This is a genomic window from Marinobacter antarcticus, from assembly GCF_900142385.1.
In the GTDB taxonomy this organism is placed as follows: domain Bacteria; phylum Pseudomonadota; class Gammaproteobacteria; order Pseudomonadales; family Oleiphilaceae; genus Marinobacter; species Marinobacter antarcticus.
The window spans coordinates 1,844,171-1,869,892 of the sequence record NZ_FRAQ01000001.1 but is presented as its reverse complement, the minus strand read 5'-3'; the positions used below and the strand labels follow the sequence as shown (position 1 = coordinate 1,869,892).

At 55.7% G+C, this 25,722-nt stretch carries 22 protein-coding genes and 4 tRNA genes; 8 read left to right on the top strand and 18 right to left on the bottom strand.

The window, feature by feature from the left end:
• Positions 1 to 6 precede the first annotated feature (6 nt).
• The 6 genes from fliE to BUA49_RS08735 all read right to left on the bottom strand — a co-directional run bounded on the left by fliE (position 7) and on the right by BUA49_RS08735 (position 7,102).
• Positions 7 to 375: a flagellar hook-basal body complex protein FliE gene (gene fliE / locus BUA49_RS08760; protein ID WP_072796779.1), complete on the bottom strand. Its 369-nt coding sequence runs from the start codon at positions 373 to 375 to the stop codon at positions 7 to 9.
• A gap of 405 nt (positions 376 to 780) precedes the next feature.
• Entirely contained in the window at positions 781 to 2,268 is a 1,488-nt protein-coding gene (locus BUA49_RS08755; protein WP_072796778.1) for a sigma-54-dependent transcriptional regulator, read from the bottom strand.
• 12 nt (positions 2,269 to 2,280) lie between these two features.
• Positions 2,281 to 3,519 carry a sensor histidine kinase gene (locus BUA49_RS08750; RefSeq protein WP_072796777.1) on the bottom strand — a complete coding sequence of 413 codons (1,239 nt, stop codon included), beginning with the start codon at positions 3,517 to 3,519 and terminating at the stop codon, positions 2,281 to 2,283.
• Between the two features lie 259 nt (positions 3,520 to 3,778).
• Positions 3,779 to 5,230 carry a sigma-54 dependent transcriptional regulator gene (locus tag BUA49_RS08745; RefSeq protein WP_072796776.1) on the bottom strand — a complete coding sequence of 484 codons (1,452 nt, stop codon included), beginning with the start codon at positions 5,228 to 5,230 and terminating at the stop codon, positions 3,779 to 3,781.
• A gap of 70 nt (positions 5,231 to 5,300) precedes the next feature.
• The gene (locus BUA49_RS08740) at positions 5,301 to 5,654 is read right to left on the bottom strand and encodes an SOS cell division inhibitor (RefSeq protein WP_228704436.1); all 354 of its coding nucleotides are present in this window, start codon (positions 5,652 to 5,654) and stop codon (positions 5,301 to 5,303) included.
• Between the two features lie 89 nt (positions 5,655 to 5,743).
• Positions 5,744 to 7,102: a DUF1329 domain-containing protein gene (locus BUA49_RS08735; RefSeq protein ID WP_072796775.1), complete on the bottom strand. Its 1,359-nt coding sequence runs from the start codon at positions 7,100 to 7,102 to the stop codon at positions 5,744 to 5,746.
• A 231-nt stretch (positions 7,103 to 7,333) separates the two neighbouring features.
• Here BUA49_RS08735 and BUA49_RS08730 point away from each other — a divergent pair, with 231 nt between their 5' ends.
• Together BUA49_RS08730 and BUA49_RS08725 are read left to right on the top strand one after the other, a co-directional pair.
• A complete protein-coding gene (locus BUA49_RS08730; RefSeq protein WP_072797786.1) occupies positions 7,334 to 7,840 on the top strand; it encodes a DUF6586 family protein in 507 nt (168 codons plus the stop codon).
• 55 nt (positions 7,841 to 7,895) lie between these two features.
• Positions 7,896 to 8,156 (top strand): hypothetical protein, encoded by a 261-nt coding sequence (locus BUA49_RS08725; RefSeq protein WP_072796774.1) that lies wholly within the window; start codon positions 7,896 to 7,898, stop codon positions 8,154 to 8,156.
• Positions 8,157 to 8,167: 11 nt separating this feature from the next.
• Here the strand turns inward: BUA49_RS08725 and BUA49_RS08720 are convergent, their stop codons facing one another.
• Both BUA49_RS08720 and lexA read right to left on the bottom strand, forming a co-directional pair.
• A complete protein-coding gene (locus BUA49_RS08720; protein WP_072796773.1) occupies positions 8,168 to 8,659 on the bottom strand; it encodes a cell division inhibitor SulA in 492 nt (163 codons plus the stop codon).
• Positions 8,660 to 8,702: 43 nt separating this feature from the next.
• Positions 8,703 to 9,311 carry a transcriptional repressor LexA gene (gene lexA, locus BUA49_RS08715; RefSeq protein WP_072796772.1) on the bottom strand — a complete coding sequence of 203 codons (609 nt, stop codon included), beginning with the start codon at positions 9,309 to 9,311 and terminating at the stop codon, positions 8,703 to 8,705.
• Positions 9,312 to 9,539: 228 nt separating this feature from the next.
• Here lexA and BUA49_RS08710 point away from each other — a divergent pair, with 228 nt between their 5' ends.
• Positions 9,540 to 10,541: an amidoligase family protein gene (locus tag BUA49_RS08710; protein ID WP_072796771.1), complete on the top strand. Its 1,002-nt coding sequence runs from the start codon at positions 9,540 to 9,542 to the stop codon at positions 10,539 to 10,541.
• Positions 10,534 to 11,268, top strand: coding sequence for a gamma-glutamyl-gamma-aminobutyrate hydrolase family protein (locus BUA49_RS08705; protein ID WP_072796770.1), 735 nt, complete (start codon positions 10,534 to 10,536; stop codon positions 11,266 to 11,268). The genes BUA49_RS08710 and BUA49_RS08705 overlap by 8 nt, the downstream gene beginning before the upstream one ends.
• 60 nt (positions 11,269 to 11,328) lie before the next feature.
• Here the strand turns inward: BUA49_RS08705 and BUA49_RS08700 are convergent, their stop codons facing one another.
• A complete protein-coding gene (locus tag BUA49_RS08700) occupies positions 11,329 to 15,114 on the bottom strand; it encodes a translocation/assembly module TamB domain-containing protein (protein WP_228704435.1) in 3,786 nt (1,261 codons plus the stop codon).
• Positions 15,111 to 16,865, bottom strand: coding sequence for an autotransporter assembly complex protein TamA (locus BUA49_RS08695; protein ID WP_084063520.1), 1,755 nt, complete (start codon positions 16,863 to 16,865; stop codon positions 15,111 to 15,113). Before BUA49_RS08695 ends, BUA49_RS08700 begins: the two co-directional genes overlap by 4 nt.
• Positions 16,866 to 17,056: 191 nt before the next feature.
• Between BUA49_RS08695 and BUA49_RS08690 the strand changes: the two genes are divergently transcribed.
• Complete coding sequence (locus BUA49_RS08690) at positions 17,057 to 18,064, top strand: hypothetical protein (protein ID WP_072796769.1); 1,008 nt, start codon at positions 17,057 to 17,059, stop codon at positions 18,062 to 18,064.
• 129 nt (positions 18,065 to 18,193) lie between these two features.
• Positions 18,194 to 19,396: a M24 family metallopeptidase gene (locus tag BUA49_RS08685; RefSeq protein ID WP_072796768.1), complete on the top strand. Its 1,203-nt coding sequence runs from the start codon at positions 18,194 to 18,196 to the stop codon at positions 19,394 to 19,396.
• 70 nt (positions 19,397 to 19,466) lie between these two features.
• On the opposite strand, the gene BUA49_RS08680 is transcribed toward BUA49_RS08685, so the two are convergent.
• Together BUA49_RS08680 and BUA49_RS08675 are read right to left on the bottom strand one after the other, a co-directional pair.
• Positions 19,467 to 19,543: transfer RNA gene (locus BUA49_RS08680), tRNA-Met, on the bottom strand.
• A gap of 91 nt (positions 19,544 to 19,634) precedes the next feature.
• Entirely contained in the window at positions 19,635 to 20,972 is a 1,338-nt protein-coding gene (locus BUA49_RS08675) for an acetyl-CoA C-acetyltransferase (protein WP_072796767.1), read from the bottom strand.
• A gap of 61 nt (positions 20,973 to 21,033) precedes the next feature.
• Here BUA49_RS08675 and BUA49_RS08670 point away from each other — a divergent pair, with 61 nt between their 5' ends.
• Positions 21,034 to 22,440, top strand: coding sequence for a 3-oxoacyl-ACP reductase (locus BUA49_RS08670; RefSeq protein ID WP_072796766.1), 1,407 nt, complete (start codon positions 21,034 to 21,036; stop codon positions 22,438 to 22,440).
• A 39-nt stretch (positions 22,441 to 22,479) separates the two neighbouring features.
• Here BUA49_RS08670 and BUA49_RS08665 read toward each other — a convergent pair.
• The 6 genes from BUA49_RS08665 to BUA49_RS08645 form a co-directional block, all read right to left on the bottom strand.
• Positions 22,480 to 22,555 (bottom strand) — tRNA-Val (locus BUA49_RS08665).
• 8 nt (positions 22,556 to 22,563) lie between these two features.
• Positions 22,564 to 22,640: transfer RNA gene (locus BUA49_RS08660), tRNA-Asp, on the bottom strand.
• 69 nt (positions 22,641 to 22,709) lie between these two features.
• Positions 22,710 to 22,785, bottom strand: a tRNA-Val gene (locus BUA49_RS08655).
• A gap of 130 nt (positions 22,786 to 22,915) precedes the next feature.
• Positions 22,916 to 23,134 carry a hypothetical protein gene (locus BUA49_RS18040; RefSeq protein ID WP_228704434.1) on the bottom strand — a complete coding sequence of 73 codons (219 nt, stop codon included), beginning with the start codon at positions 23,132 to 23,134 and terminating at the stop codon, positions 22,916 to 22,918.
• Between the two features lie 22 nt (positions 23,135 to 23,156).
• Positions 23,157 to 23,804 carry a DUF2846 domain-containing protein gene (locus tag BUA49_RS08650; RefSeq protein WP_228704433.1) on the bottom strand — a complete coding sequence of 216 codons (648 nt, stop codon included), beginning with the start codon at positions 23,802 to 23,804 and terminating at the stop codon, positions 23,157 to 23,159.
• Positions 23,805 to 23,956: 152 nt separating this feature from the next.
• Positions 23,957 to 24,931: a hypothetical protein gene (locus tag BUA49_RS08645; RefSeq protein WP_072796765.1), complete on the bottom strand. Its 975-nt coding sequence runs from the start codon at positions 24,929 to 24,931 to the stop codon at positions 23,957 to 23,959.
• A 173-nt stretch (positions 24,932 to 25,104) separates the two neighbouring features.
• Between BUA49_RS08645 and purE the strand changes: the two genes are divergently transcribed.
• Positions 25,105 to 25,596 carry a 5-(carboxyamino)imidazole ribonucleotide mutase gene (purE, locus tag BUA49_RS08640; protein WP_072796764.1) on the top strand — a complete coding sequence of 164 codons (492 nt, stop codon included), beginning with the start codon at positions 25,105 to 25,107 and terminating at the stop codon, positions 25,594 to 25,596.
• The last annotated feature ends 126 nt before the right edge of the window (positions 25,597 to 25,722 follow it).

The window sequence follows — 25,722 nt, the reverse complement described above, 5'->3', positions numbered from 1 at the left end:
CCGTTATCAGATCGGCATATTCATGATGTCTTCGTAAGCCTTGACCACGCGGTTACGCACCTGGGTCAAAGCCTCGAAAGACACAGAAGACTTCTGGGCAGCAATCATTACCCGAGTGATGTCCACATTGGGGTCGCCCATATCGTATGCGGTCCGCAGGGCACCGGCATTTTGCTGAACCTCGTTCACGTTGTTGACTGCATTGCTGAGCATATCGCCGAAATTCGACGTCTGCCCGGTCTGATCAACCTGGCGCGGGCCGTCAATGCGGCCACGCACCGACTGATCCTGCTCAACACGCTGGTTCTGATTCATTTGCGAACGCAGTGAACGGATATCGGACAGAACGCTATTGATGTCGGCACGCTGAACCATAACTTTCTCCTGACACCACCCCAACAGGGGCAGGCTTGCTGGTCTGACTTTATTGATCAGGGCCAAGCAATGGTCAGGCCATAATTTATTTCATTCTTATTAACAGTTAGTTAGAAGAACAAAAATCATAGAAAAAATCACTGACGGCGGAATTTTGACGGAGAGAAAGTGGCGGTTTCTGTATTTGAACCGGAATCTTTGTAATATTCAATGTTACCCACAAAACCTGTGGATAACATTGTTAACACGGCAAGGACAGGTGTCCTACAACACCATGGAACGGCGCCTGCCGGACACTGGCGTTAAATTGATCAGGGTGCGACGGGCCCGGAAATCACCCAAAAAAAAGCACCCATACGGGTGCCAAAATAAGGGGTACTACGAAGGGGTACTACAAAAGACTGCTTACGCCATGTCCAACTCTGCATCCAGATCAATCCCGGCATCACGCATCTGGGCCAGTTTGTATCTCAGAGTTCTCGGGCTAATACCCAGTTGCTCTGCGGCCCGGTTGCGACGCCCACGCTCTTTTCTGAGTGTCTGGATGATTATACGGAACTCCTGCTGCCGCAGATCATCTCCGAGCGATCCAGCTTCAATTGATACCGGGGCCGGGTGATCGGATTCAGAAAATCCGGGGACCGGTGTTACTGCACCCAGCTGTTCCGGTTGCTGCAGATGCGCTTCTTCAAAAGGTGGAGCGACAGATGCCGGTGCTACCGGGGCCGCTACAGTTCCGTGGCCATCAAAACGTCCGCTGGCGCCAATCTCGAGGCACAGATCGCCTGCGTGAATCACATTCCCCTGGTGCAGAACTAACGAACGCTGAATAGCGTTGTCCAGTTCCCGCACGTTGCCGGGCCACCTATGCTGAATCAGCGCGCTGCGGGCATCGGCAGCAAAGCTGATACCGGTCAGTTTCATCTTGCGACAATGCTTCTTCAGCAGCGACGTTGCCATCGGAAGTATGTCCAGCGGACGTTCCCGCAGCGGCTGCCAGTGGATAGGAAACACACTCAGCCGGTAGTAGAGATCTTCCCGGAACCGCCCTTCCCGCACGAAATCCGCCAGATCCCGGTTAGTCGTGGCAATCACACGAACATCCAGCGAGATGGTTTTACGACCACCTACGCGCTCAACTTCCCGCTCCTGCAAAACCCGGAGCAGTTTGGATTGGAGCCCGGGGTCCATTTCCGAAACTTCGTCCAGCAGAATCGTTCCACCATTGGCTTGCTCGAACTTTCCGGGGGCGGATGCAACTGCGCCGGTAAAGGCACCTTTCTCATGGCCGAACAGAATCGCTTCAAGCATGTTTTCAGGAATAGCCGCACAGTTAATGGCGACAAAAGGTTGATCCGCCCGTGGCGACTGCTGGTGAACATACCGGGCCAGAACTTCTTTACCGGTCCCGCTTTCCCCGGAGATCATCACCGTCGAATCACTGCCAGCCACTTTGGCTGCCAGCTGGAATATACGCTTACTGGCCGGATCCTCAGCCACAGGCTGCTCATCGCCAGGCTTCTGACGGCTTCCGCCCACTACCTTGGTGACTGCATCAACGAGCACCTTCGGCTCAAACGGCTTTACCAGATAGTCCACAGCACCGGACTGCATGGCTGAAACCGCGTGGCTGATCTGCCCATACGCTGTAATCAGCATCATCGGCAAACCGGGATACAAGCGTTGCACCTCGCCCAGCAACTCATGACCGGAGAGCCCGGGCATGTTCACATCGCTGACCACCATATCGACCGGAGCCTCTGCTAGCCGTGCCAGCGCCTCATGAGCGTTCGAGGCCTCGCGGACGCGAAATTTCGCCAGTTCCAGAGTGGTTACCAGCGCCTCGCGCAGGTCACGGTCATCTTCAACAATCAGAATCTGGGCCTTGGCCATATTCGCCTCCGATCAGAGTTTGTTACGCAATAGCGGCAGACGCAGAGTCGCGACAGCGCCACCCTGCTCCGGCGATTCAATGGAAAACTGACCCTGATGAGCCTTCACAACAGCCTGCACAACCGCCAGGCCTAGCCCCGTGCCGTGGGATTTGGTGGTGTAGAAAGCCTCAGCCAACCGGCTTGCTTCCGCCTTGCCAAACCCCGGGCCGTTATCCAAAACCCGGATCAACAGCTCACCCGCCTCCGATGCAACCTGAACGGCAACAGCAGTGGCGCCTGCTTCGAGACTGTTGTTCACCAGGTTGGTACAGGCTCCAACCAACGCATCCCGGTTGCACATCAACCGGCAATCCGCTGGTACGTCGCTCTTCAACATCACGTCAGAACCTGCCGCAGGCTTAATCCCCTCCAGCGCAGATTCCAGAGCCGAAACCAGCGTGGCCGCAAACAGCTCCTCCGCCAGACGGGTTTCGCCCCGTGCAAAAATCAGCATATCCCGCACCTGTTGTTCCAGGTGCGTAAGCCGCGACATCAGGCGAGTTGCGCAACGCTGGCGCATCTCTTCATCCAGATCGTCCTGGGTTAAGTGCCCGCCATAAAGAATGGCCGCAGACAAAGGCGTGCGAATCTGGTGAGCAAGCGAAGCCACCATTTTGCCCATGGCAGAAAGCCGCTGGGCATGGGCCAGCTGGGACTGAAGATGACGGGTTTCTGTCAGATCGGTGAGCAAAATCAACTGCCCCGGCTGGTTGTCCATGGTGCGGATCTCAATGCTCACCCGGCGCCCATCCTTCAAAGACACCTCATGACCATCATCCCGGCGCGGAGAGAAACAGCGACCAATCACATCCACCCAGCGCTCACCGTCCAACGGCTCACCCAGCAACACAATAGCCGCAGGATTGCTCTGCGACACCACACCCTGGCTGTCCAGCACCACCACACCTGCCGGCAGGGCCTTCAGCAGAGTAGAAAGCCGGTCGGCCAACTGCTCCTTCTCCTCCAGCTCTTGCTGACGCTGCAAAGACTCTTGGCTCAACTCCCCCGACAACTGATTAACCCGCGACTCCAGCGTGCGATAAGAATCGGTAATCTGCCGCGACATCTGGTTAAACATCTCCAGCGCAGAACCCACCGCCTCATCATCCTGCTGCGGAAACAACGCCCTCACCTTATCGTTAGCATCCGCCGCCGCATTGGCCTGCGCCTCATGCTCCGCCGACTGAATGATAAACTGTGCCTGACTCATAACCTGACTCCCGATCAGCCCCGATACACAGGGCCACACCCTTCGGATGATTCGTTTTCAGATCACTAAGCCAGTGCCGTGCCAACTAGGATTTTTCCATATAGATCAATGGACAGAAAAACTCACAAAAAGGTAAACGACGGTTTTACGTCGCCCTGAACGAGAAAAACGCCGAAGGCTACAAACCTTTGACGTCTCGTTGGCACACAAAAAGAGGAGGACTACCCCGCGACCGCACCCCACCATCTTGCAAGCTTACTCAAAACTCCTCAGGCTCCTCCTCCCGAAGCCCATACTTCCGAACCTTCTCCACAAGAGTAGTCCGCCGGATCCGAAGCTTCTCCGCCGCACGGGCAACCACCCCCCCGGCCTCGTCCAAAGCCTGCTGAATCAGCTGCCTCTCAAGATTCGACAGATAATCCTTCAGATCAATACCATTCACCGGCAACAAAGCCGGAGCATCCAGCCCCACCAACCCGGGAATACCAGAAGGCATCCCCGAATCCTCAACCGGCCGATTCTCATCAAAATCATCTATATATCGAAACTTCTTCGGCAACTCCTGCACCCCGATTACAGAGTATGGATGCATAATCGCCAGACGCTCCACCAGGTTCGCCAGCTCGCGGACATTACCTGGCCAGTCGTGCCGGCACAGGCTCATGATCGCTGCCGAATTCATCCGTAAGGAACCGCGTTTTTCCTTTTCCATACGGGAAATCAGCTCATTGATAAGCAACGGAATATCCTCTACCCGATCCCGCAATGATGGCACTTCGATGGGAAAGACATTCAACCGGTAATAGAGATCTTCCCGGAATTCACCCGATTCGATCATATCTTCAAGATGCTTATGCGTCGCCGCAATAACACGGACATCCGCGGAAATAGTCCGATTACTGCCTACCCGCTCGAATGTCCGTTCCTGCAGTACGCGCAGTATTTTAACCTGCATATTCAGCGGCATATCGCCGATTTCATCCAGGAACAGGGTGCCCCCCTCCGCCAGCTCGAAACGCCCGACCCGGGCGGTAATCGCACCAGTGAATGCGCCTTTTTCATGGCCGAAGAGCTCACTTTCAAGCAGTTCCGCTGGTATAGCACCACAGTTGACGGGTACAAACGGTTTGTCGCGACGTGAAGAGTGGTAATGAAGATTGCGCGCAACAACTTCTTTACCGGTGCCAGACGGACCGGTAATCAGCACGCTCACATCCTTGTCCGCCACCTGCTCCATGAGCTGGCGCACTTGCTGAATCTGGCGGCTAGTTCCTACCAGGCTCCGGAATAACTGCAGGCCGCGCTGCTGGCCACGCTCTTTTGAACGACGGAACTGCTCTGCAAAAATCTGGGCACGGTAGAGCGAGTCTACGAATTTAGTGTAATTCAGAGGCCATTCCATCCGAGCAATAACGCGAGCAGCATCCGACTCCGCCAAGCCTTTGAGTGCGGGATCACCCACCATCAACAAAGGAACGCCCTGCACGGCCTTGCACACAGCCTCAATCATGCTTACGGCACCAGAATCGAAGCCATTTACAACGGCAACGGAAATATCCGCCAGACTCTCTTCATCGCCAGATTCCAGGAGTGCCCAGGCGTCATGACCTGCAATAACCTGCTCTTCGCCAATAAACTCCAGAATCGTCGCCATGTCCCGGCGCATCGACTCGTCCTCACTCAGCACCAGCACCTTGTTATTTTTAGACATTCACAAGAGTCTCTTTGGGGATTTGTGCGGTATTTAAGACGTTAAAACCAAAAGAGTCAATTTTATGACGCTATTTAGGCCGCGGCGTTGAAACATTCTGGTAGGCCTTAGCTGCACTGCGGTTTCGGTTCACTCCTTTCAGGGCCTGCTCCGCTTCTGCTTTGGCCCGGGCAGCCCCTTCACCTGCTGTGTCCAGAAACTGCCGCAACTCTTCAAGTCGAGTCCGGACAGGCTCCGGTTCAATTTTCCCATCCTCCAGTGCGGCTATCAACGGCTCTGTCGCGGGTTTCACCCCAGCGCTGAGGCTAACCAGAGCGTCCCAGTCCTGATTGGCCAGAGCGCTGCCAAGATCCGCCATTAGCTGATCGAAGTTTGCCAGACACGACTGGCCTTCAGAGCGGGAACCATCTTGAGAGTCCGCCAAGACATTTTCTCCTTGCACAAAGAGGTGAAGAACGAGCGACCCTGAAGAGACGCCGGCGAGTGCCAGCGTCTCATACCGTAGTACTGCAATCAGCGACGAGCAGCCCTCCTCGCAGAAGAAGCAGTAAACTCACTACCGCGAAATCCGGGGTTAAAATCGTAGGCCGGGAAATCGTCATTCAGCCCGTCGATGTAATAGCGCTTAGATTTTAGGTCGTAAGTCATCTCCATGGTAGTCCAGAACACCGGCTCATTGTAATAGCTGATGTTATGGGCTTCCGAAACCCGCCACAGCTCGCCATCCTCGTTATACTCTTCCGACATCAGGATCTGCCAACTGTCTTCATCCACATAAAAAACTCGACGGTCGTAGATGTGCTTGATGCCGGTGCGGCGCTTTGCCTCAACCACCCAAACCCGATGCAACTCATAGCGCGTCAGTTTCTGGTTAATGTGCCCTGCACGAATAACGTCGTCCGGCCGAACTGACTGATTGTGCAACTTGTAAGCATTGTAGGGAACAAAGAGCTCGCGCTTGCCCTTCAGAATCCAGTCGTACTGATTTGGAGCACCATTGTACATATCCTTCTGGTCAACGGAGCGCAGGGACGAGGAGTTTGGCAAATCCGTCTCGTAGGCCAGATTCGGTGACCGCCTCAAGCGCCGGGAGCCAGAATCATAACGCCAGGCCAAGCGGGGCGAGCGCACCTGGTCGAGTGTTTCGTGCACAAGCGTGATAGTACCAGCCAGCGTAGAGGGCGAAATCGTATCCGTCTTGAGGTAGAAAATCTTGTTATCTATATCAGCAAGCTCTGTATCTCTCTTGCTGTAGGCAAAATAGTAATCATATTGATTGACTACCGGGTTATAGGAACCGTCCACCTGGGGCGTGGCGGAAGCGCTACGGAACGATACCTCTTCACCGCGATAACGCAGAATGTGATTCCACATGACTTCGAGCCCGTTTTCAGGAATCGGAAACGGGCTGGTCATAATAGTGTTGCGCACGCCATTTCCGTTATCCAGCACTTTAGCGCTCAGAGCATTGTCATAAAACTTATCATACACATGTTGCGGGAACGCGGCGGTGCGGCGAGTCTGGTAAACCGGCATGAAAAAATCCGGGCCGTACTGGCTGAGCATCCGGAGCGAAGCGTCAGAGAGCTTGTCCTTATACAGGTGCATATTGCCCGCCGTGATCACGAACAACGCCTCATCTTGCGGAAACGGATCTACCTCAATATCGCCTTCACGCCAGTTGGCAGGTGGCGCAGTCAACCCGCCGGTCCACTCCGGAATACTGCCGGAAGCATTGGCTCCTCGCTCGGCACCGACCGGCGTCAGATCCAGCTTTAGCCGTTCGGCTTCAGCTACCGATACTGCTGACAACGCCTGCCCGGAAAACCCGAACGAAAGCACTGCAATACACGCGACAAATTGGCTCCGCATTCCTAACCCCTCCAGACAATCCAAAACCCATAATAGGGGCTCCCTTTTGCCAAATTCAAACGACCGTTTCAAGTGATTGTTTGTATTTTATTGTCACTTGAGACCAAAACGGAAGAGGTAAAGAAATCTGCCAGCTGAAATGCTATGATGGCAGGCTATTTTATTCGGCTGTTTTCGGGCAGGGATCCTCAGCGGGACCTCTGCGCAGCAGGGAGTTTTCAGAGGCACCCCATGGCATCTCAATGGTATTCGCTGGTTTCACAAAAGCTGTTTCTTGCAAGGACGCTTCTTGAAACACCGAAGCAGCCAACCGATACCGGGAACCCGGTTCATACTCCTGCGCAAAAATTACAACGTGAAGCGGCTACCCAAGGTTCTATCGAGCTTCTTTTAAGGGCAAGACGGCTCTTACTGATTATGATTGCCCGGTTTTACCAGAAGCGCTCGGAGGAGCCTTCATCTCTGGCAGAACTTGCAAACCTGATTGGAGAGCAAGCCACCGAAACCAGCGAACTGAGAGCCCTTGAGCAGGAAGCGGGAAGCTGGTGGAATCACCTTGACCAGCTCGAAACCGCCCAGAGCAGACCGCCCGCAGCGCGGAAAACGGTTAGTGCAGAAAATATAATTGCCGTATCTGCCGAGGTCGGGCCAGACCGCTCCGCCCAAGTGCTTATGAAGACTCTGAACGCAGTAAAACAGTTTGCCGACAACCTGGAAGAACAACACGGCGAGTGGTAATCACCAATCACTCAGGACCGCCGCTTCCGGTTTTCAACACTAAAAGGTTAATGAAATGTCACCATCGTTTTTCGAGATTGTACAATTAAGCAACGGCGACTATGCCCTGCGACGCATCGACGACGACAGTGCACCACTGGTCAGGATTTCGTTTTCAAATGAAGCCCGCGAAATGATGGAAGATCGGGATATGTCTGTAGCCAAGGCAATGATTGCTGCAGGAATAGAAGCCGCTGGAAATGTTACTCACGACATTGACTGGGAAGATGACGAGCTGGACGTTTCAGACGCTCAGCCCGCTTACACTCTGCACTAAGTGGGTAAGACTCAGCGTTGCCTAAGCACGACGCCGTGGCTGTTACCTTCCGCCGCCGCCTTCTGCAGGGAGTCAAAGGCTGTTTTCCCCAGTTTACGCGTCCACATAACCACCGCATGACAGGTACCCGCGCTCAAGGCTCTTTCCGCAAGCTGACGCGCAGGGTATTCTGCGGTGGAGCGCAAAACCAGAAGCTCTCCAGCGACAATACCGTGCATTTTCTGCCACTTGCTCACCAGTGCCTGGGGAGGATCAATCCACGCCAACCAACGTTTTTCCTGGTTGAGCTGAGTCAGCATCGGTAGCAACAGCTGAAAGTTTTCTACCTGCCCTTCTGGCAGAATGATTTCCGTGACATTGCCAACCGGAGTGGAGTCCGCGACATCCGGTTTGTAATTGGCTCGAATGACTGTGCGCTGTTTCCGGGCTGTATATTCCGGCACTGAGCAAGGCAAAATACCTTGCTGCCATGCCATGTTCTGATTGAAGCTAAGTTGTTCCATAATTCACCCGTTTTTCAATGCGTCTGTGGTTATACCAGCCCGATCAGTGCAGATCAGAACGCCGGATAACACCTACACCCAGCCCTTCAATGAACAGCTCCTGCTCCTTGAGGTCGACCTCTATCGGCGCAAACTCTTCATTTTCGGCACTCAAATAGACCTTCGAGCCTTCTTTCCGGAAGCGCTTCACCGTCACTTCGTCACCCACTCTGGCCACAACAACCTGGCCGTTATGAACATCCTGAGTGCTGTGTACTGCAAGAAGGTCGCCGTCAAGAATGCCGATATCCTTCATGCTCATCCCTCTGACCCGAAGCAGGTAATCGGCTGAAGGCGAGAAAAACTCCGGCTTCAGCGAGCAATGATCCTCGATATGCTCCTGAGCCAGAATCGGACTGCCCGCCGCCACCTGACCAATAACAGGTAGCCCCGGGTCTTCAGCAACTTCGGGCAGGCGAATACCCCGGCTGGCGCCCGGCACCATTTCGATAGCGCCCTTGCGGGCCAGTGCACGCAGATGCTCCTCAGCGGCGTTCGCCGAGCGGAATCCAAGCTCCGCTGCTATTTCCGCGCGAGTGGGTGGGTAGCCGGTTTCATCCACGGATCGGCGAATAATCGCCAGTACCTGAGACTGTCTTGCTGTCAGCTTCATTGTTGCGCTGCTCCGCTTGCTGCATGCAGGGCTTATACATGCTGGGCCTGATATCTGCTGGCATATACAGTGCACCAGCAATCCTGTTTGTTTATACAGTGTTTTGACTATATACAGTGTTTTATCCAGTGTAAAGCCAGGTGACTTATTTTCTTGCTATCCCTTAACCACCGCCGCTACAGGAGTGTGATATGGTGAAAAATCGCAAATTTATTACCTGTGAGTACTATGAGTAAAACTACCCCCTGCAAGATGCCAGACATACTGAACACGACTGACGGAAAACAACGCCGCGTGGGTGTGGAAATCGAACTGTCCGGGCTTGGATACGGGCAACTCGTCAGCCTGGTTGCAGAGCTTCTTGGTGGAACGCCCACACTGGAATCCCGCTATGTGAGCAAGCTTGAGACGCCTCTGGGCTGCTTTGTTATCGAACTGGATTCGGATCCGGTGAAAGATCTGGATCTCACGGATGAGAGAGTGCCCGAGGCACTCCGTGAGCTCGGCGGGCAAGCCATGGAAGTCATCGATGCCGCGGCTGAGCGTATTGTGCCGCTGGAGATTGTGAGCCCGCCTATGCGGTTTTCGGAACTGCAGCAGATTGAGGTTCTGGTCAAGGAGCTGCGTGACGCCGGCGCACTGGGTAGCCGGGAGGCTATTTATTTTGCATTCGGCTTGCAGCTGAATCCTGAGTTGCCTGACCTCAAACCGACAACACTGGTTCGCTACTTTCAGGCCTTTGCCGTGCTCTATGACTGGCTCAAAGCTCGCCATCAGCTGGACATCAGCAGAAAGTTCACACCCTATATTGAACCCTGGAGCAGCCGTTATACTGACCTTCTGATAACTGAGGGCTATGCACCAGACCAACACCAGATGATGGTGGATTATCTGGAATCCAACCCCACGCGCAACCGTGCCCTGGATCTTCTGCCGTTGTTTGCCCATCTGGACAAACCTCTTCTCGACCAGTACGTGAAAGACCCACGCATCAAAAGCCGGCCTACACTTCACTACCGGCTGCCAGACTGTGACATCGACAACCCGGAATGGAACTTTTCCAACGTGTGGAATGACTGGGTGGTGGTAGAGCAGATCGCCAACAATGCGGACGACTTGGCCGAGCTTCGGGCTTTGTTCCGGGAAAGCCGGAAAATCAGCCTGCGCAATCTGACTCAGAGCTGGCAGGAAACCTCAGCAAGCTGGCTGCACAGCAAAGACTATGTCTGAACAGCATCCTACTGAAGACAACCTGCCCGGCCTGACAATCGGCATCAGCGGCCCTGCCCGCAAGCGTGTTGCGCAACAGTTGATCAGTTTTGGCCTCAGGCTGCAGGGTGCGCGCCCCTATTACATCCGGCCCGGTGCCCGGGTGGACGTTTCAATGCTGGACGGATTGGTGCTGTCAGGCGGCACCCATGTTCACCCGGGGCGTTATGGCCAGGAACCCCAGGTGAGTGCCCGTTACGACAAGGTCCGGGATACAACCGATTATCACCTGCTGGAACAGGCAGAATCTGTCGGGATTCCTGTGTTGGGTATCTGCCGGGGCGCTCAGTTTATCAACATATTTCACGGTGGTTCCCTGTGCCAGAACGTAACGCCCCTCAGGGTGAATACCCGGCACAGACCACTGTTATTGCCCATGCAGACCGTTCGACTTGTGAAAACCAGCCGGCTGGGAAAGCTTATGCGGGCCCCGGTAATCGGGGCCAACCGGATACACAGCCAGGCTATAAAACGCTTGGGCAAGAATCTCAAGGTGACAGCTGTAGACAATGATCTGTTCGTCCAGGCCATTGAAAGCACTCGTGGCCAATGGCTTATGGGGCTGCAGTGGCATCCTGAATACCTGCTTTACCACAGTGGACACCGGCGGATTTTCAGCGAGTTCGTGCAGGCAGCGCTGTCATTCAAGCTGGCCCGGCTGGAGCCCGCATCCAGCCGGGCCAGTTGATGGAGCAATAGCGCGAAGGGATCACTGAGTGCAGGATGCAACGTTTGAACTGGACTGAACTCAGAAGTCCCGTGTATAAAATATATCCAGAGAGGCTGCCAATCCGCTGGCAGCTTCAAGATAAAAGTACCGTCCCAGATCGTAACGCAGCGCCACGGTGTTGATGGGCACAAAGATGCCCACCCCGTAGCGGATACTAAGGTCGTCGTTCAGGTAGCCACTGGCGACAACCGATGTCTGGTCCCCACTACCTTCCGCTTCAAGCGTTAACTCGCGAATACCGAAGCCTTCTCCGATCTGGCCGGTTACCTTGTTCACCTGAGTTAGCCCCAGCGAAATGGCAGCCCGGCTCATCTGCCCGTCTTCACTCTGTCCCCTGGGAGCGCGACCAAGAATCACGTAGGACAAAGCATCTGCCTGCGGCATATCCGGGCTGGAGAACACCTCGGTAGTGGGTGACTGAACCGGGCCACTCAAGCGAATCCCTGCCACCACCGTATCCACCTGCCTCACCGCTTCAATATCCAGGTACGGCTGAACCAGGCTGCCGACAAATAGCAGCCGTGCACGCCGCAATTCAAGCTCCTGGCCATACGCTTCGTATTGACCGTTCACCAACTGCAGGGTGCCCCGGGTGTCCATGTCATTACCGATCCGCAGGGTGCCCTCAAGGTCGCCCGTCACGCCGAACGCGACAAAGCTAACCCGGTCTTGGCCTACAACCACCGTGACATCCATATCCAGAGACCTGACAAGAGGCTCTTCCTGCTTTACTCCGACAATCACTTCATCTTCGGATACGGAAACAGCCTGCTCGGGCAGCCCTTCTATTTCAATGTCACCCCGAGGCACTTCAATCCGGCCTTCCACTCGCAAGGCACCTTCACGGAATGCAATGGTCAGATCCGGCGCCACCTCCAGATGGGCGTAGGGTTCCAGGCTGAAAGGCAACCTGTCACCGGTAATGCGAACCTCACCGCCTGGAGCATCCTGCCAGTCAATTTCCCCCCGAATAAGAGCTTCGCTGCGGGCGTTGCTTCTGATACGACCGCGAATGTCCGCTGAATAGCCGTCAAGCTTGACGCTGATAACCACTTCTTCCATGGGCAGAGGCAGGCGGGGATCCACTATCCGGCCGTTGGTTAACGCCACCTCCCCACGCACCGCAGGCTTCATCAGAGGCCCGGAGATCGTTCCTTCGCCGTTCACCTCGCCGGCCACCTCTTCAAGCCCGGTGAACAGGCCAGCCAAGGCGATATCAAGGCCTTCCAGTTTAAACTGACCTTCAACCGGGCGGCCTTCGGCCATCGGATCCAGGGTCATATTCACCGAGAGTCTGCCAAGTTCCGGGCCAGACAACCGTACCGCAAGATCCGCCTCGTCGGGCTTGAGATCCAGTTCCGTCGTCAGGGTATCGTAACTCAGGCTCTCCCACTCTCCGTCCAGAAGCAGCTCAAATCGACCCTCACCGGCATCGAGTACAATGCGACCATCAGGGCCGTTGTCGGTTGAGGTAAAGTTAATTTCACCGCTAATGCTTGAATACCAGCGTAATGTCTCTGGCAGAAGCGGAGCCAAAGCCGCGGCGGGGAAACTGTCGATACGATAGGCAATGCCGGGCACAGGCAGCAGGGTCTGTTTGTCTGCGCAAACAGAACTTTGCTGCCAGCGCCAGCAATGGGCCGCAAAACTGAGTTTGCCATCATCTGCGTATGCTAGTCCGGCGGGAGATTCCAGCTCCCAGGTCTGCTCCTGCCCGGGCACATCAATAACGCCCCGCGCAAGCTCACCTTGCCAGTTTGCCCAAGCCTCACCCGCAGAACCCTGAAAATCCAGCTGCACTCGCGCATCTGCATGCCGGGCATCAATGGCAACCTCGTGATCGCCCTGGGTGCCCTGAGCCTTGACGGCCAGCGACTCGATAGTTTGCCCGGCGACGGCAATACCCTTGCTCTGCAACTCGGCATTGAGACGGAACCCGGATTCCAGCTGGGCATCGAGGCTTAGCGCGTCAACAACCAGAAGATCCTGCCAGCGCAGTTCGACAGCACTTGCGGTCAACTCCCCTCGCGGGTCATCGGGAGTTCCTGCAAGCTTGAGCTGGAGCTTGGCCTCTCCGCCCAGGCCCGGCAGAATTTTTTCCGGATCCGGCAGTTTGAGGTCTAGATTGGCCTGTAACTCCTTGCCCCATTTACCGCTACCATCAAGTCGATTATCACCAATAACCAGCTTCAGCTGCGGCACAACCCAATCACCCGTTGAGGTATCAAGGCGGCCCGCCGCAACAGTCGGGCTGGAGCGCCACTGGCCCTTCAGATCCCAGCTGGCCTCCATAGCCGGAACTGCCCCATCCGTGAGCTGCCCTTTTGTTGAGACCTCGCCGCTGAGACTCGCTTCCAGAACAGGCACCCAATATCCGGGGTTAAAATCCACAAGTTCCAAGGCGGCCTGCCAGCTTAGCGGACCGGAAAAATCCAGGGCCCCTTCACCAGAGAGGGACCCCGCCCCCGTCACCGCAGAGAGTTCTGTTAACCTGGCCCGGCTGGCATCACCGTCAATAGATGTAGACAACTCTGCCGGGCCTTGGGCCCCGTCCACTTCAGCGGTCAGGTTCGCCTGATAGCGACCATCACGCCACGAAGCCTCACCATCCAGCTTGCGAAGCGCAACAGGCGGCTCGTCCAGGCCGGGAACCAGTGAATACCAGGGGAACTGCCGCAACTGGAACTTCGCCTCCGCACTGAGACCGTCCTGCCACTGCGTATTGCCGGTGACCACCACCGTTTTGGATGGTGTGTCTGCCTTGCTCTTCTCTGCCCCACTCTTCGCCGAAAGTTCCAGCCTGATATCCCGGGCCTCAGCGGTTGTAACCAGGCCCGAAAGTGTCAGATAAACCGGCCCTTCCGTGCCGGGAAGTGTCGCCTGCGCTGTCGTTTTAAATCCGCTCTGCAGGCTGCCTGCGGCCTCAACAAACCAGTCGTTCAGCACCAGGGTTGCCGGCAAGGCCTCGGCCGCCAGGAACGTTTCCGAGGTTACCCGCAAGCGTGCTGGCAGGTTCGACGCCAACGGCTCCACCTTGCCTTCCAGCGCGGCGTCGAGATAGCCGCGACTCTGCCCGGCAAGAGCAAGATCCCGCACGCTGCCAGAAAGCGCCAGGCCAATTGTCCAGGTATCGCCATAAGGAGGCGGCAGCTTGGCGTTCACCTCAAGATTGACGGGCCAGTCTCTGCGGGTTTCCACGCGACCAGATGCCACCACGGTATAGTCATCAAGCTGGTAGTAGACCCGCTCCAGTTTCCAGTCTGCCCCGGAGCCGCCGGCATCAAGCTCGAATCTGTCCCATACCTTGCTGCCATTGAAGGTAAATGTTCCTAACCGTACGTCGTTAACTCTGAGCCCCAGCGGCAACTCAAGCCCAGGCAGACTGAGGTCTTCGGCCGGACCCTGCGCCTCTGCAGAAGGTTGTATATTCACGTCCAACTGCTTTATGTGAAGGGTTTCCAGGCAGAACTGCAAGTCAAAAAGGCAGGAAGGCGACCAGTCTATGAGCGGGAATTCAGCCGCCACATCAACACCGTATCCCCGCCACTGAAGACGATCCGCCTGCCAGGTTCCAAACAGCGAGCCGCGGTCGTTGACAACCTCGAGCCCGGGTATCTGCTCAATTACCCAGGCGGTTCCTGTCTCAGAGCGCAATACCAGCAACGCCGCCGCAACCAGAACAACCGGCAACAGTACCAACAGCCCAAGAAGCAGAAGCAACCAGAACCGGATACGACCAGTCCGCTTGCCCTGAGGCTGTTTTGCGCTATCCGCTGTTTCGTTATCTTTATGAATTTCCGTCACAGCTCCGGCCCCATCGAGAAATGAACCCGCCACTGGCCACCAAGTTCAGGATTCAGGCCTTTGGCAATATCCAGACGCAAGGGCCCAAGCGGACTGACCCAACGAATACCGGCGCCGACGCCGGTAGCCAAGGGGTCTAACAAATCGTTAATCGCGTTGCCATGATCAACAAACAGCGCGGCACGCCATTTATCAGCAAACTGGTATTGGTATTCAGCACTGCCCACTATCGTGTAACGACCCCCAACCGGGATGCCATTATCATTCTCCGGTGATAACGTCTGGTAACCGTAACCGCGCACACTCTGGTCGCCACCGGCGAAGAAGCGCAGAGAAGGCGGTACGTCCTCAAACCGGTTAGTTGCTACGCCACCGAACTGGAGGCGTGACAGAAAACGGTGTTTGCCAGCGAGTGTAAACAGGCCCTTGGCAATGGCGTTCACATGCAGGATATCCACACTGGACAGAACCGCCCTGTGAGAGCCGCTCACATTAACCTGCAAACGGTAACCCCGGGACGGATCCAGCGGTGAATCGGCGTGCAGTTTGGAGTAACCGATCCCCGGGAGCAGCAGAGTACTGGTGCCTTTTTCATCGTCACCAATATTGAAGCGTTCGCCTTCCCAGCGCACTGACAACACCTGCAGCCAGCCATCATCCAGCTGGTGCTGCCACTGCTGCCCAAAGGTCAACAGCTCGGACTCAACGTTCTCGATATCTTCGCGCTGATAACCTGCAGTGAGCCGGATCAGGTCGGTCATGGGTGGGTCCAGCGGGAGTTCATACCAAGTGCTGAGGTTCTGCCGAGGTGCGGAAAGCTCTGTTTCAGCCCCACGCTTGTGTCCCATCGGGTTAATCCAGTGCTCCCGCCAGGTGCCCCGGAAGCGCGGCCCGACATCCGTGGAAAAACCGAGGCCGGTGGCCATAGAGCGGCGATCTCTGCGGGTCAGATCGATACGCACGGGAATCACCCCATTTTCAGCGCTCCCCGGCACGGCATCTATGTTCACACCCGAGAAATAGCCACTACCAAGGAGATCGCTGTTAAGTTTTGCGATTTCATCTGCGTGATAAGGAGTGCCTGGTTCAAAGGTAACAAACTGGCGAAGAAGATGGTTTTCAAACCAGTGCCCTTCTTCAAATGTGACCTCTCCCAGCCGATACCGGTCACCGCTTTCAAACACCAGAGTAATGTTTGCCGACAGGGCTTCCGGATCAACCTCGAGGGTACGGGTAACAAGGCGGCCATCGAAATAGCCCCTACGCCGGGCCCGGTTCTGCAGGGTGTCCCGGAGGTTGGTGTAGTCGCCATGATTCAGGATGTCGCCTTCGGCGGGGTGAACAGGCAGATTCTCTGTGAAGCGCGAGTCCGATGCGGCAGCACCCCGTATCTCAACGGTCCGGGATTTGATTCGCACAGGGTCACCGGGCGTAATAGTCAGAATCAGCCGGGCGGTTTCTTCTGCGTCACCTTCTTCTACCTGCCAATCCACAACCGGACTGTAATAACCCAGCGCACGCAGCGCTTTGCTGGCCTGGCTGGCCGCCGTCGATGCATAACGACGAAGGTTACCGGCACTTCGGCCCTCCACCTCGCCAATGAACGCTTTGGCATTTTCCTGAAGCCCGGGGTAATCACCTTTGACACGAACCTCTACCTGCTGGGCCAGGCCTGCGGAAGACCACAGGAAAAGCAGCAGGCCCAGAAGCCGGATTCGGCCAGATTTCAAAATATGATCAAGTGATAGCATCCGGCTGTTTCAGTGTTGGTCATGATAGGAATGATGGGATTGATGACAGCTATTATCGCTCAAGCGTGAGAGTTTAATACTAGACGGTCAAGTTAATCTGCGCCCGGACAAGTCGTCGGCCGGGTTCAAATACGCTAACCTGTTAAACGATCTGCGACTGCTATTACACCACAGAGGACGGATACCAGCGAATGCTGAAAATTAACCGCGAGAACCTGAAGTCCAGCCATCAACTTATCTGGTTCATTATCGACTTCCTGATGTTGGGACTACTCATCATCAATCTTGCGTTCATTATCTGGGATTCCACCTATAGCTTCGTTGTTATCCAGAACGCTTTGAAAGAGCACCTTCCGGCGTTCCAGGCCGCCTATCACCCGATACACGAAAACTTCATTCTCTACGATGCGATGTTCGTTGCAGTCTTCCTGTCCGAGTTTTTTGTGCGCTGGGGCTATGCAATCAGGGCCAAAGTGTACGACCGCTGGTACTTCTATCCCTTTATCCACTGGTATGATGTCGTTGGATGTATACCTGTAGGAAGCCTGCGGTTCCTGCGGATCCTGCGGGTTATTTCCATTGTGTACCGCCTGCATCAATACAAGATAATCGATGTTACCAGCACCGGAATTTACCGCTTTGTAAACTTCTACTACGAAGCCTTCATGGAAGAACTTTCCGATCGCATCGTGGCAAAGGTACTGAGCGGTATTCAGCACGAAATAAAACTGGGCTCTCCGCTGTTCGAACACATCCAGAATGACATTCTGTACCCGAGGCGCGACATGCTTTCCGGGTGGATATCCAAGCGCGTCGCAGAGGCAGCACAAGAGGGCTATGTACCCAATCGCGGGGCATTAAGAAGTTACCTTGAAGACCGGGTTGATCACGCCCTGAAGCAGAACGTGGAATTATCGCGGCTGAAATACCTGCCGGTCGTGGGATCAACCATCAAGGAAACCCTTGAGGACGCTGTCGGCGACATTGTGGCCAATGTTATCCAGCAGATTCTGGAGGATCTGGCATCTTCTTCGAACCACGCGTTTATCGAAGACATTGTAAACGCCTTTATTCGCGGGCCCGGCGAACCGGAAACCAATGAAGACCGAAACGAAGCACTGATCGCCCTGATCATTGAAGTTATTGATGCCATTAAGGGCCAGGTCAGGGTCAAGCGTTGGCGGGAGCAGCTTCCATAGACCCGCTGTCTGAGAGCGCCGGGAACTTATGTGCCAGCTCCGTCCGCGGTTCGAACCCTCTTTCTTGCATACTGGGAATAAATAAGCGCCTAATGAAAACTATTTCTAGGAACTGCGAGCAATCAACCCATGGATTACCGTACCTACCGCGACAAACTGCAGTCCAAGTTTCCCGAGCCCGTACTGGCGTTCGAACCGGATGAATACGAGGCGCGGCTCGCCTCCGTTCGACGGGGGATGGCTGAAGCCGGGTTTGATCTGCTACTGCTGACCGAAGCCGGAGAACTGTGTTACCTGACCGGATATACTACCTTCGAGGTCTCGGTACAGTGCGTGCTGCTGGTCGCGACTGATCGAACCGTGCTGTTTGTGCCGGCCATAGAAATCGGCCCCGCCGTGTATCTGAGTCGGGTGGACGAGGTTATCGGCTATCCATGGCAGGCGCCCGAGGCGGTAGCCGGCGAACTGGCTGTGCAGGTTCGTCGCACGGCGGGCACCCCGGCGCCGCGAATTGGCTTCAACCCCTGGACAGGCTCCTTTCGGCCGGGGTTGCTTTCAGCACTCAAGAACGAGTTGGAGGCAGCCACGTTCACCGATTTCGGCGCGCTGATTGATCGTGTTCGCCTGGTGAAATCACCCGCTGAACTCGCTTATCTGTCCGAAAGCGCAGCCATCACCGGTGCCGGTCTGGACGCGGCGGCGGCCGTGATACGAGCAGGTGTGGTCGATCATGAAATCGCCCGGGCCGGCGCCAGTTCCATGCTGGGGGCGGGCAGCGAATTCATGAGCATGCAACCGATTGTGACGACTGGCGCGCGCAGCGGCATCATTCATACTAATCATGCCGGTTATGAAGTTGCGAGCGGTGATGTGGTGTTCACCGAATTCGGTGCGGTTCGCAAACGCTACACTGCGCCGATGATGCGTACCGCCGTCGTCGGCCAGGCTTCGGCCGAAATTCGTGAGTTTCATGCGATCTGTCTTGACGTCCTCGAAGCGGTGATGTCGGCCGCGCGAGCCGGTTCAAGCTTCGCCTCGGCTGCACGCGCCGGAGAGGCCGCGCTGGCGCCGATCGTCGATCGTGCGTTTTTCTCCGGCGTCTTTGGCTATCCGGTCGGCGCGGCGTTTCCGCCATCCTGGGTCGCCGGCTCAATGTTCCTGGCCACCGACAACGAGGCAGTTCTGGAAGAGGATATGGTGTTTCATCTGCCGATCTGCTTACGCAAGCCAGGAGAGTTTGGAGTCGGTTTCAGCGAAACGGTGCGTATTACCGCGACAGGGGCCGAGCGGATTACGACTAATACGCTGTCTCTCGAAGAAATTTCCTTATAACAGCAGAAAACCTGGAAAGCAGAAACAAAAAAGGCAGACCAATAAGTTACTGATCTGCCTTTCTTTTATATGGTAGCGGGGGCAGGATTCGAACCTACGACCTTCGGGTTATGAGCCCGACGAGCTACCAGACTGCTCCACCCCGCATCAAACTGGTTGGTGGTCTCTCGATCACCGTGGCGCGCATACTACGGCGCCAAACCGGGTCTGTCAAAGACTATTCCGGCTTTCCTGCAAATTATCGCTCCAGGATAGCCGTTATGCCCTGGCCGCCTGCGGCACAGATTGAAATAAGGCCGCGTCCGCTTCCTTTTTCCTCCAGCAGCTTGGCTAGCGTGGCGACAATACGCCCGCCCGTCGCAGCGAATGGGTGACCGGTGGCAAGGCTACTGCCTTTCACGTTGAGTTTGTTACGGTCAATGCTGCCAAGCGGCTTGTCCAGGCCCAGCTTGTCTTTGCAGAAGGCAGGGTCTTCCCAGGCTTTCAGCGTTGAGAGGACCTGAGCCGCAAACGCTTCGTGGATTTCATAAAAGTCGAAATCCTGCAGTGTAAGCCCAGCTTTCTCCAGAAGCCGCGGCACGGCGTAAGCCGGAGCCATGAGCAGCCCTTCTTTCTTATCGACAAAATCAACCGCCGCTACTTCCGAGAAAGTCAGCCAGGCTTTTACTTCCAGGTTATGGGCTTTTGCCCATTCTTCACTGGCCAGAAGCACGCAGGAAGCGCCGTCCGTCAGTGCGGTGCTGTTGGCAGCCGTCATGGTGCCACGCTCACGATCGAAAACCGGCTTCAGGGTTGCCAGCTTTTCCAGCGTAGTATCCGGGCGCAGAATGTTATCTTTCTCAAGCCCTGCAAGCGGGGTCATCAGGTCGCTAAAGAAACCTTCTTCGTAGGCTTTCGCCAGCTTCTGATGGCTTTCCCATGCCAGAAGATCCTGCTCGTCCCGCGGGATGGACCACTCGTGGGCGGTTACCTGAGCATGCTCGCCCATGGACATACCTGTGCGGGGCTCGCCGTTCTGCGGCACTTCCGGCTTAAGGTCGCTGAGGCGAAAACGGCTGAGAATTTTCAGCCGTTCACCGGTGGTCTTGGCCCGGTTCAGGTCAAGCAATATCTCCCGCAACCCTTCACTCACGCCAACGGGAGCATCCGACGTTGTATCCGTGCCGCCCGCAATACCGCATTCAATCTGGCCCAGGGCGATCTTGTTTGCCACCAGAATGGCCGCCTCCAACCCGGTACCACAAGCCTGCTGAATATCGTACGCCGGGGTCTCCGGCGCCAGTCCGCAACTCATTGCAGCTTCCCGGGTCAGGTTAAAATCTCTGGAGTGCTTGATCACGGCCCCGGCAACCACTTCACCAAGACGCTGGCCCTGAAGGCCGAAACGATCTACCAACCCGCGCAGGGTGGAGGTCAGCAATTCCTGGTTACTGATCTTGCTGTAGACCGTATTGGAACGGGCAAAAGGAATCCGGTTGCCACCAATAACGGCCACACGGCGTACGCCACTGGGGCCCTTCTCCGAAGCTTCTGGGGCTGCGGGTTCCTTCTGGTTGGACTTCTGAGCCTGTGTCATGATGATATCCTCTCTTGAAAACAACATGCTCCGCACATCATAGCAACGCAAGGACGAAGCCATGTCTGACATCTACTTTAAACTTGTAAACACCCCGGTTGGTAAAACCGCCGCGCAATCCCTCGGGCTGCCCTCACCGGTGCCGCTGAAACGACTCAAGCGCGCGGATCAGCCTTTTATTGAAGGTAATGTGCTGGTTGGCGCAGGTAACGGCGGCAAAGCCATAGCGACGATTGGTGGCGTTCTCGGCGCCAGTGCCGCGACGCTTTATCATGCCAGCGGCAAAACAACCCTGGAAGACTCATCAAAAGCCGGCAATAAAGCCCGGGCGCTGGAGCTGGCGCCGGATACTGAAACAAAATTCTCAGCCCTGGTCTTCGACGCCACCGGCCTGAAGGGCCCCGGAGATCTCCGTGCTCTGTACGATTTCTTCCATCCCACCATAAAAAAACTCGGCGCAAACGCCCGTGTTGTGATCGTAGGCCAGAACCCGACAACCTGCCGAAAAGCGCCCCAGGCGGCCGCGCAACAGGCTCTGGAAGGCTTTACTCGCAGTGTAGGTAAGGAAGTTGGCAAAAAAGGCGCAACCGCTAACCTGCTCTGGATTGCACCCAATGCTGAAAAACAGCTGGAATCCAGCCTCCGCTTCTTCCTCTCTGCCCGATCAGCGTATGTTTCCGGCCAGGTTGTGCGCATTGGTAAAACCGCCAGCGCGCCGACAACAAACCCGGTTGCTCCGCTTACCGGAAAGGTTGCACTGGTGACCGGTGCGTCACGGGGTATTGGCGCTTCAATTGCAGAAACCCTGGCCCGGGATGGCGCCACAGTAATCGGGCTGGACATTGAGCCTGCTATGGAAGATCTCGAAAACGTGATGCGCGCCATCAAAGGCAAGGCCCTTTCCTGCGACATTACCTCTGAAGACGCGCCGGCAAAAATTGCAGATTTTGTTGAAAAGCATTTTGGCGGAGTGGATCTTGTCATTCATAACGCGGGCATCACCCGTGACAAAACTCTCGGCAACATGCCCGAGCACTTCTGGGATATGACCATCGCCGTTAACCTGACCGCTGAAGAACACATCAACGATGAACTCATGAACCGGGAGTTGCTTCGTGAAAGTGGTCGCATTGTCTGCATCTCGTCCATCAGCGGCATCGCCGGAAACTTCGGACAGACCAACTACTCGGCGGCGAAATCCGGCGTGATCGGCTACGTAGAAGCCATGGCCAGGCAGGTTAAAAACGGCATTACCATTAACGCCGTAGCACCGGGCTTCATTGAAACTCAGATGACGGCGGCCATGCCCATGACGCTGCGAGAAGCCGGGAGACGCATGAACAGCCTGTCTCAGGGTGGCCAGCCTGTGGACGTTGCAGAAACCATTGCCTGGTATTGCAGCCCCGCTTCCGGCGGCGTGAACGGGAACGTTGTGCGAGTATGTGGTCAGTCGCTGATCGGAAAGTAAAAAAAGGGCAAGTCCATCGGACTTGCCCTTTCTGAAATCTGGTGGGTGGTACTGGGATCGAACCAGTGACCCTCGCCTTGTAAGGGCGATGCTCTCCCAGCTGAGCTAACCACCCAAAAAGAGTGGCGGAGCGGACGGGACTCGAACCCGCGACCCCCGGCGTGACAGGCCGGTATTCTAACCAACTGAACTACCGCTCCGCATCGATCCGGCATTAAGCCTGAATCGTGCACCGAACTCAAGTGCTCGATGCTTACCTTGAAAGAAAGTGGTGGGTGGTACTGGGATCGAACCAGTGACCCTCGCCTTGTAAGGGCGATGCTCTCCCAGCTGAGCTAACCACCCACTTAGTCACCTTTCAAAGGCACTCACTTGAAAATGCTAATGTTGCCTGCGAACAGACCTCATTGCTCGACCAAGTGAGAGGCGCATTTTAAGCATTTGCCCGGCGGTGTCAAATCTTTTTCCGGAAACCCTAAAAAAACCACCAACCGTCAGATTCCGCTGCCTCACGGCGCTCCCTTTCCAGCTCCAGCTGAGCATACTCCTGCTCCAGCTGTTTAATTTTCCGGTCTGCTTCTAGCGGAACCGAAGGACCATCTCCGAAAGGCCAGAACCAGGATGCCGGCTCGTACTGCCCCTCACGCTCAAGCCTTTCCATCTCCAGCTCGCGCTCCTCTTCCAGAAGCGCCATACGCCGCTCGTAGTCCACATCTTCAGTAGTTGCGACAATAGAAACCGCCGCGTGGTTGGGGGGCCAGCACATCGCTGTTCAGGAAACGGGTTGAGATGATTTCCTGACCCTGCATGGCATACTCCCGCGTCACGAGTTGCAGGTCACCCTCAGTGAGCGGATGCTCCGGATCGAGCTCCGGATGTGCCTGTATAGGCTCAGACAGTTCGTTATATCGCAGATAATAAATACGGCCGGGCTCAACCGTGAGAGTGGCGTCCGCAATCAGGCTGAGGCTGAACGAGTTCACCCCCTCCAGGCCAAGCAACGGCCTGCGCATGGTGATATGGCGATCTCCAGGACTGACCACAAGCCAGGTAAAGCTGTTATTGCGGATATTAAAGTAGTGGGTGTCATCAACGTAAACGCTGGGCGCTTCAATCTCATCAGCGGCCCACTGGGAGTGAGTGCGATAGAAGTACAGAACCGCATGCCTGCGATCCCAGTCACCGTTATCAATGTGCACAAAATCATGGCCGGAGACCGGGTGCAGAAACGACCCGACGCTTTTGCCAATGGACTGGTAAACCGTGCACCCAGACGCAGACAGCAACAGTAAGGCGACCAACAACACACGAAAACAAAACGAGGAAAGCTTGAAGGGCCCAAAAAAAGACACTGGGGTTTTCATTTTTGTTAACTCTTCATCCTTTGGTGAGTTACCTGATCATAGCAACTGCCAAACGGTATAAATGAGAGCTACCGCAAGGGATGAATAACAAACCGTTACAAAACCTGACGCCCACGATCATTGCGGCGCCACCAGTGTCGACGCCACATCCGTTACTGGCCTGATACCTGACTGCGAAGCTGATTAACCTCCTCCGACAACCGCACGAGGCGCGAGGTTACCTGAGCGCGGGACGAATCAATCGCCTCAACGTTCTTCTTCACCGCCGCCAGCTCATTTACGAGCGCACGATCACGATCGTTGCCCGAAAGATCAGCCAGTTTCTTCTCCAGAGCAGACAAACGCCCTTCTATGCCACTGATCCCGAGCTTCTGCTCTTGCTCAAAACGCCGCACCCGCCGCTCAACAACCTGATCAACTTCCACCAGCTGCTTGCTCAGCGACGTCAACTGCTCGGACGCCTGCCGGTTTGCATCTTCCAGAGCCGCAACCGACGTCTCCGTCTGCTTAGTCAACGAGGCCACATCGGCGCCCAGAGACGTCCGGACTTTCTCAACCGTGGAGCCCGCATCCGCCAACGCCTTCTTACTTTCTGCGAGCCCGACCTCTGCCGCAGCAATCCGCTCCTGATGATCATCCAGCCGCTTCTTGTTCCGCTCATTTGCGATGACCCATAGCTTACGGATTTCGCTGTCGGCCTCATCAAGCTGTTTCTTCTGGAGATCAATCTGATCAGTCAGAGACGCGCCGCGCTCCTGAAGATTCTCCCCCGTTTCCGACAGATCACCTTCAAACCTCGCCAACGCCAGCTTACTCTGACGCGCCCAGTAATCCGCCTCCTCCAACTGCCCTTCAAGCATCAGAATCCGTTGATTCTGCGAGTACCATCCCGCCACTGAGGCTACAGCTACAGCAATAACCAACAACCACAAAACCGCCAGACCCGACCGGCCACTGCCCCCACCGTTATCGTTCCTGCCGCCCTTCGCCGGTTTCGGTGGTTTAGGCTTCCCACCCGCACCCTCGACTGACGACTTAGGTTTCTTCTGAACTGGCGCCTTCTGCTCCGATGCACCAAAAGGCCGTTCGGCTCTCAGTTCATCGTCATCTGGACGGATGGGTTCCATTACAGCTCCTGAATATGGACGGTTCAATTAATTGGCATTGATAATACATGCACTTGTTCACAGGTTGAAATGACGAAGCCCCAACCGTGCCTAACACCCAAAGACCTTCCTTGCATGGTAGATAGCCAAAACATACAATGTCCGGCTTTCCAATTATCACAGGACTGTTGCGTATGCGGCCGCTTGTAGGACTTATCATGGGCTCAAAATCCGACTGGCCCACCATGGAACACGCCGCCAACATGCTCGAAAAACTCGGCGTCACCTATGAAACCAAAGTCGTCTCGGCCCACCGCACCCCGGATCTGCTTTTCGACTACGCAAAAACCGCCTCCGACCGCGGCCTGAAAGTCATCATCGCAGGCGCCGGCGGCGCAGCTCACCTACCCGGAATGGTCGCTTCCCAGACATCCTTGCCAGTACTGGGCGTACCCGTCCAGTCCAAAGCACTCAACGGCCTCGACTCGCTGCTCTCTATCGTACAAATGCCCGGTGGCATCGCCGTAGGCACCCTGGCGATCGGCAACGCCGGTGCCACCAACGCCGGTTTGCTAGCGGCACAGATTATTGGCACATCTGATAAGGTTGTTCGCAAGGCTGTTGATGAATTCCGGGCGACACAGACCCAAACGATTCTGAACAATCCTGATCCAAAAGAGCAGTGAACCCACTGGCCAGCTCAGACTGCGCGGATGGGGCAAGCCTTCCAAAACTGTGCGTAGCCATGGATGGCGGAGCCAAGCGTACAAGGACGTATTCACAGCGTGTTTTGGAAGGCTTGCCCCACCCGT

Coding starts and splice junctions, on each gene's coding strand:
- fliE (WP_072796779.1), bottom strand. CDS start 375: ATGGTTCAGCGTGCCGACATCAATAGCGTTCTGTCCGATATCCGTTCA.
- BUA49_RS08755 (WP_072796778.1), bottom strand. CDS start 2,268: ATGGCCAAGGCCCAGATTCTGATTGTTGAAGATGACCGTGACCTGCGC.
- BUA49_RS08750 (WP_072796777.1), bottom strand. CDS start 3,519: ATGAGTCAGGCACAGTTTATCATTCAGTCGGCGGAGCATGAGGCGCAG.
- BUA49_RS08745 (WP_072796776.1), bottom strand. CDS start 5,230: ATGTCTAAAAATAACAAGGTGCTGGTGCTGAGTGAGGACGAGTCGATG.
- BUA49_RS08735 (WP_072796775.1), bottom strand. CDS start 7,102: ATGCGGAGCCAATTTGTCGCGTGTATTGCAGTGCTTTCGTTCGGGTTT.
- BUA49_RS08730 (WP_072797786.1), top strand. CDS start 7,334: ATGGCATCTCAATGGTATTCGCTGGTTTCACAAAAGCTGTTTCTTGCA.
- BUA49_RS08725 (WP_072796774.1), top strand. CDS start 7,896: ATGTCACCATCGTTTTTCGAGATTGTACAATTAAGCAACGGCGACTAT.
- BUA49_RS08720 (WP_072796773.1), bottom strand. CDS start 8,659: ATGGAACAACTTAGCTTCAATCAGAACATGGCATGGCAGCAAGGTATT.
- lexA (WP_072796772.1), bottom strand. CDS start 9,311: ATGAAGCTGACAGCAAGACAGTCTCAGGTACTGGCGATTATTCGCCGA.
- BUA49_RS08710 (WP_072796771.1), top strand. CDS start 9,540: ATGAGTAAAACTACCCCCTGCAAGATGCCAGACATACTGAACACGACT.
- BUA49_RS08705 (WP_072796770.1), top strand. CDS start 10,534: ATGTCTGAACAGCATCCTACTGAAGACAACCTGCCCGGCCTGACAATC.
- BUA49_RS08695 (WP_084063520.1), bottom strand. CDS start 16,865: ATGCTATCACTTGATCATATTTTGAAATCTGGCCGAATCCGGCTTCTG.
- BUA49_RS08690 (WP_072796769.1), top strand. CDS start 17,057: ATGCTGAAAATTAACCGCGAGAACCTGAAGTCCAGCCATCAACTTATC.
- BUA49_RS08685 (WP_072796768.1), top strand. CDS start 18,194: ATGGATTACCGTACCTACCGCGACAAACTGCAGTCCAAGTTTCCCGAG.
- BUA49_RS08675 (WP_072796767.1), bottom strand. CDS start 20,972: ATGACACAGGCTCAGAAGTCCAACCAGAAGGAACCCGCAGCCCCAGAA.
- BUA49_RS08670 (WP_072796766.1), top strand. CDS start 21,034: ATGTCTGACATCTACTTTAAACTTGTAAACACCCCGGTTGGTAAAACC.
- BUA49_RS18040 (WP_228704434.1), bottom strand. CDS start 23,134: ATGGCGCTTCTGGAAGAGGAGCGCGAGCTGGAGATGGAAAGGCTTGAG.
- BUA49_RS08650 (WP_228704433.1), bottom strand. CDS start 23,804: ATGAAAACCCCAGTGTCTTTTTTTGGGCCCTTCAAGCTTTCCTCGTTT.
- BUA49_RS08645 (WP_072796765.1), bottom strand. CDS start 24,931: ATGGAACCCATCCGTCCAGATGACGATGAACTGAGAGCCGAACGGCCT.
- purE (WP_072796764.1), top strand. CDS start 25,105: ATGCGGCCGCTTGTAGGACTTATCATGGGCTCAAAATCCGACTGGCCC.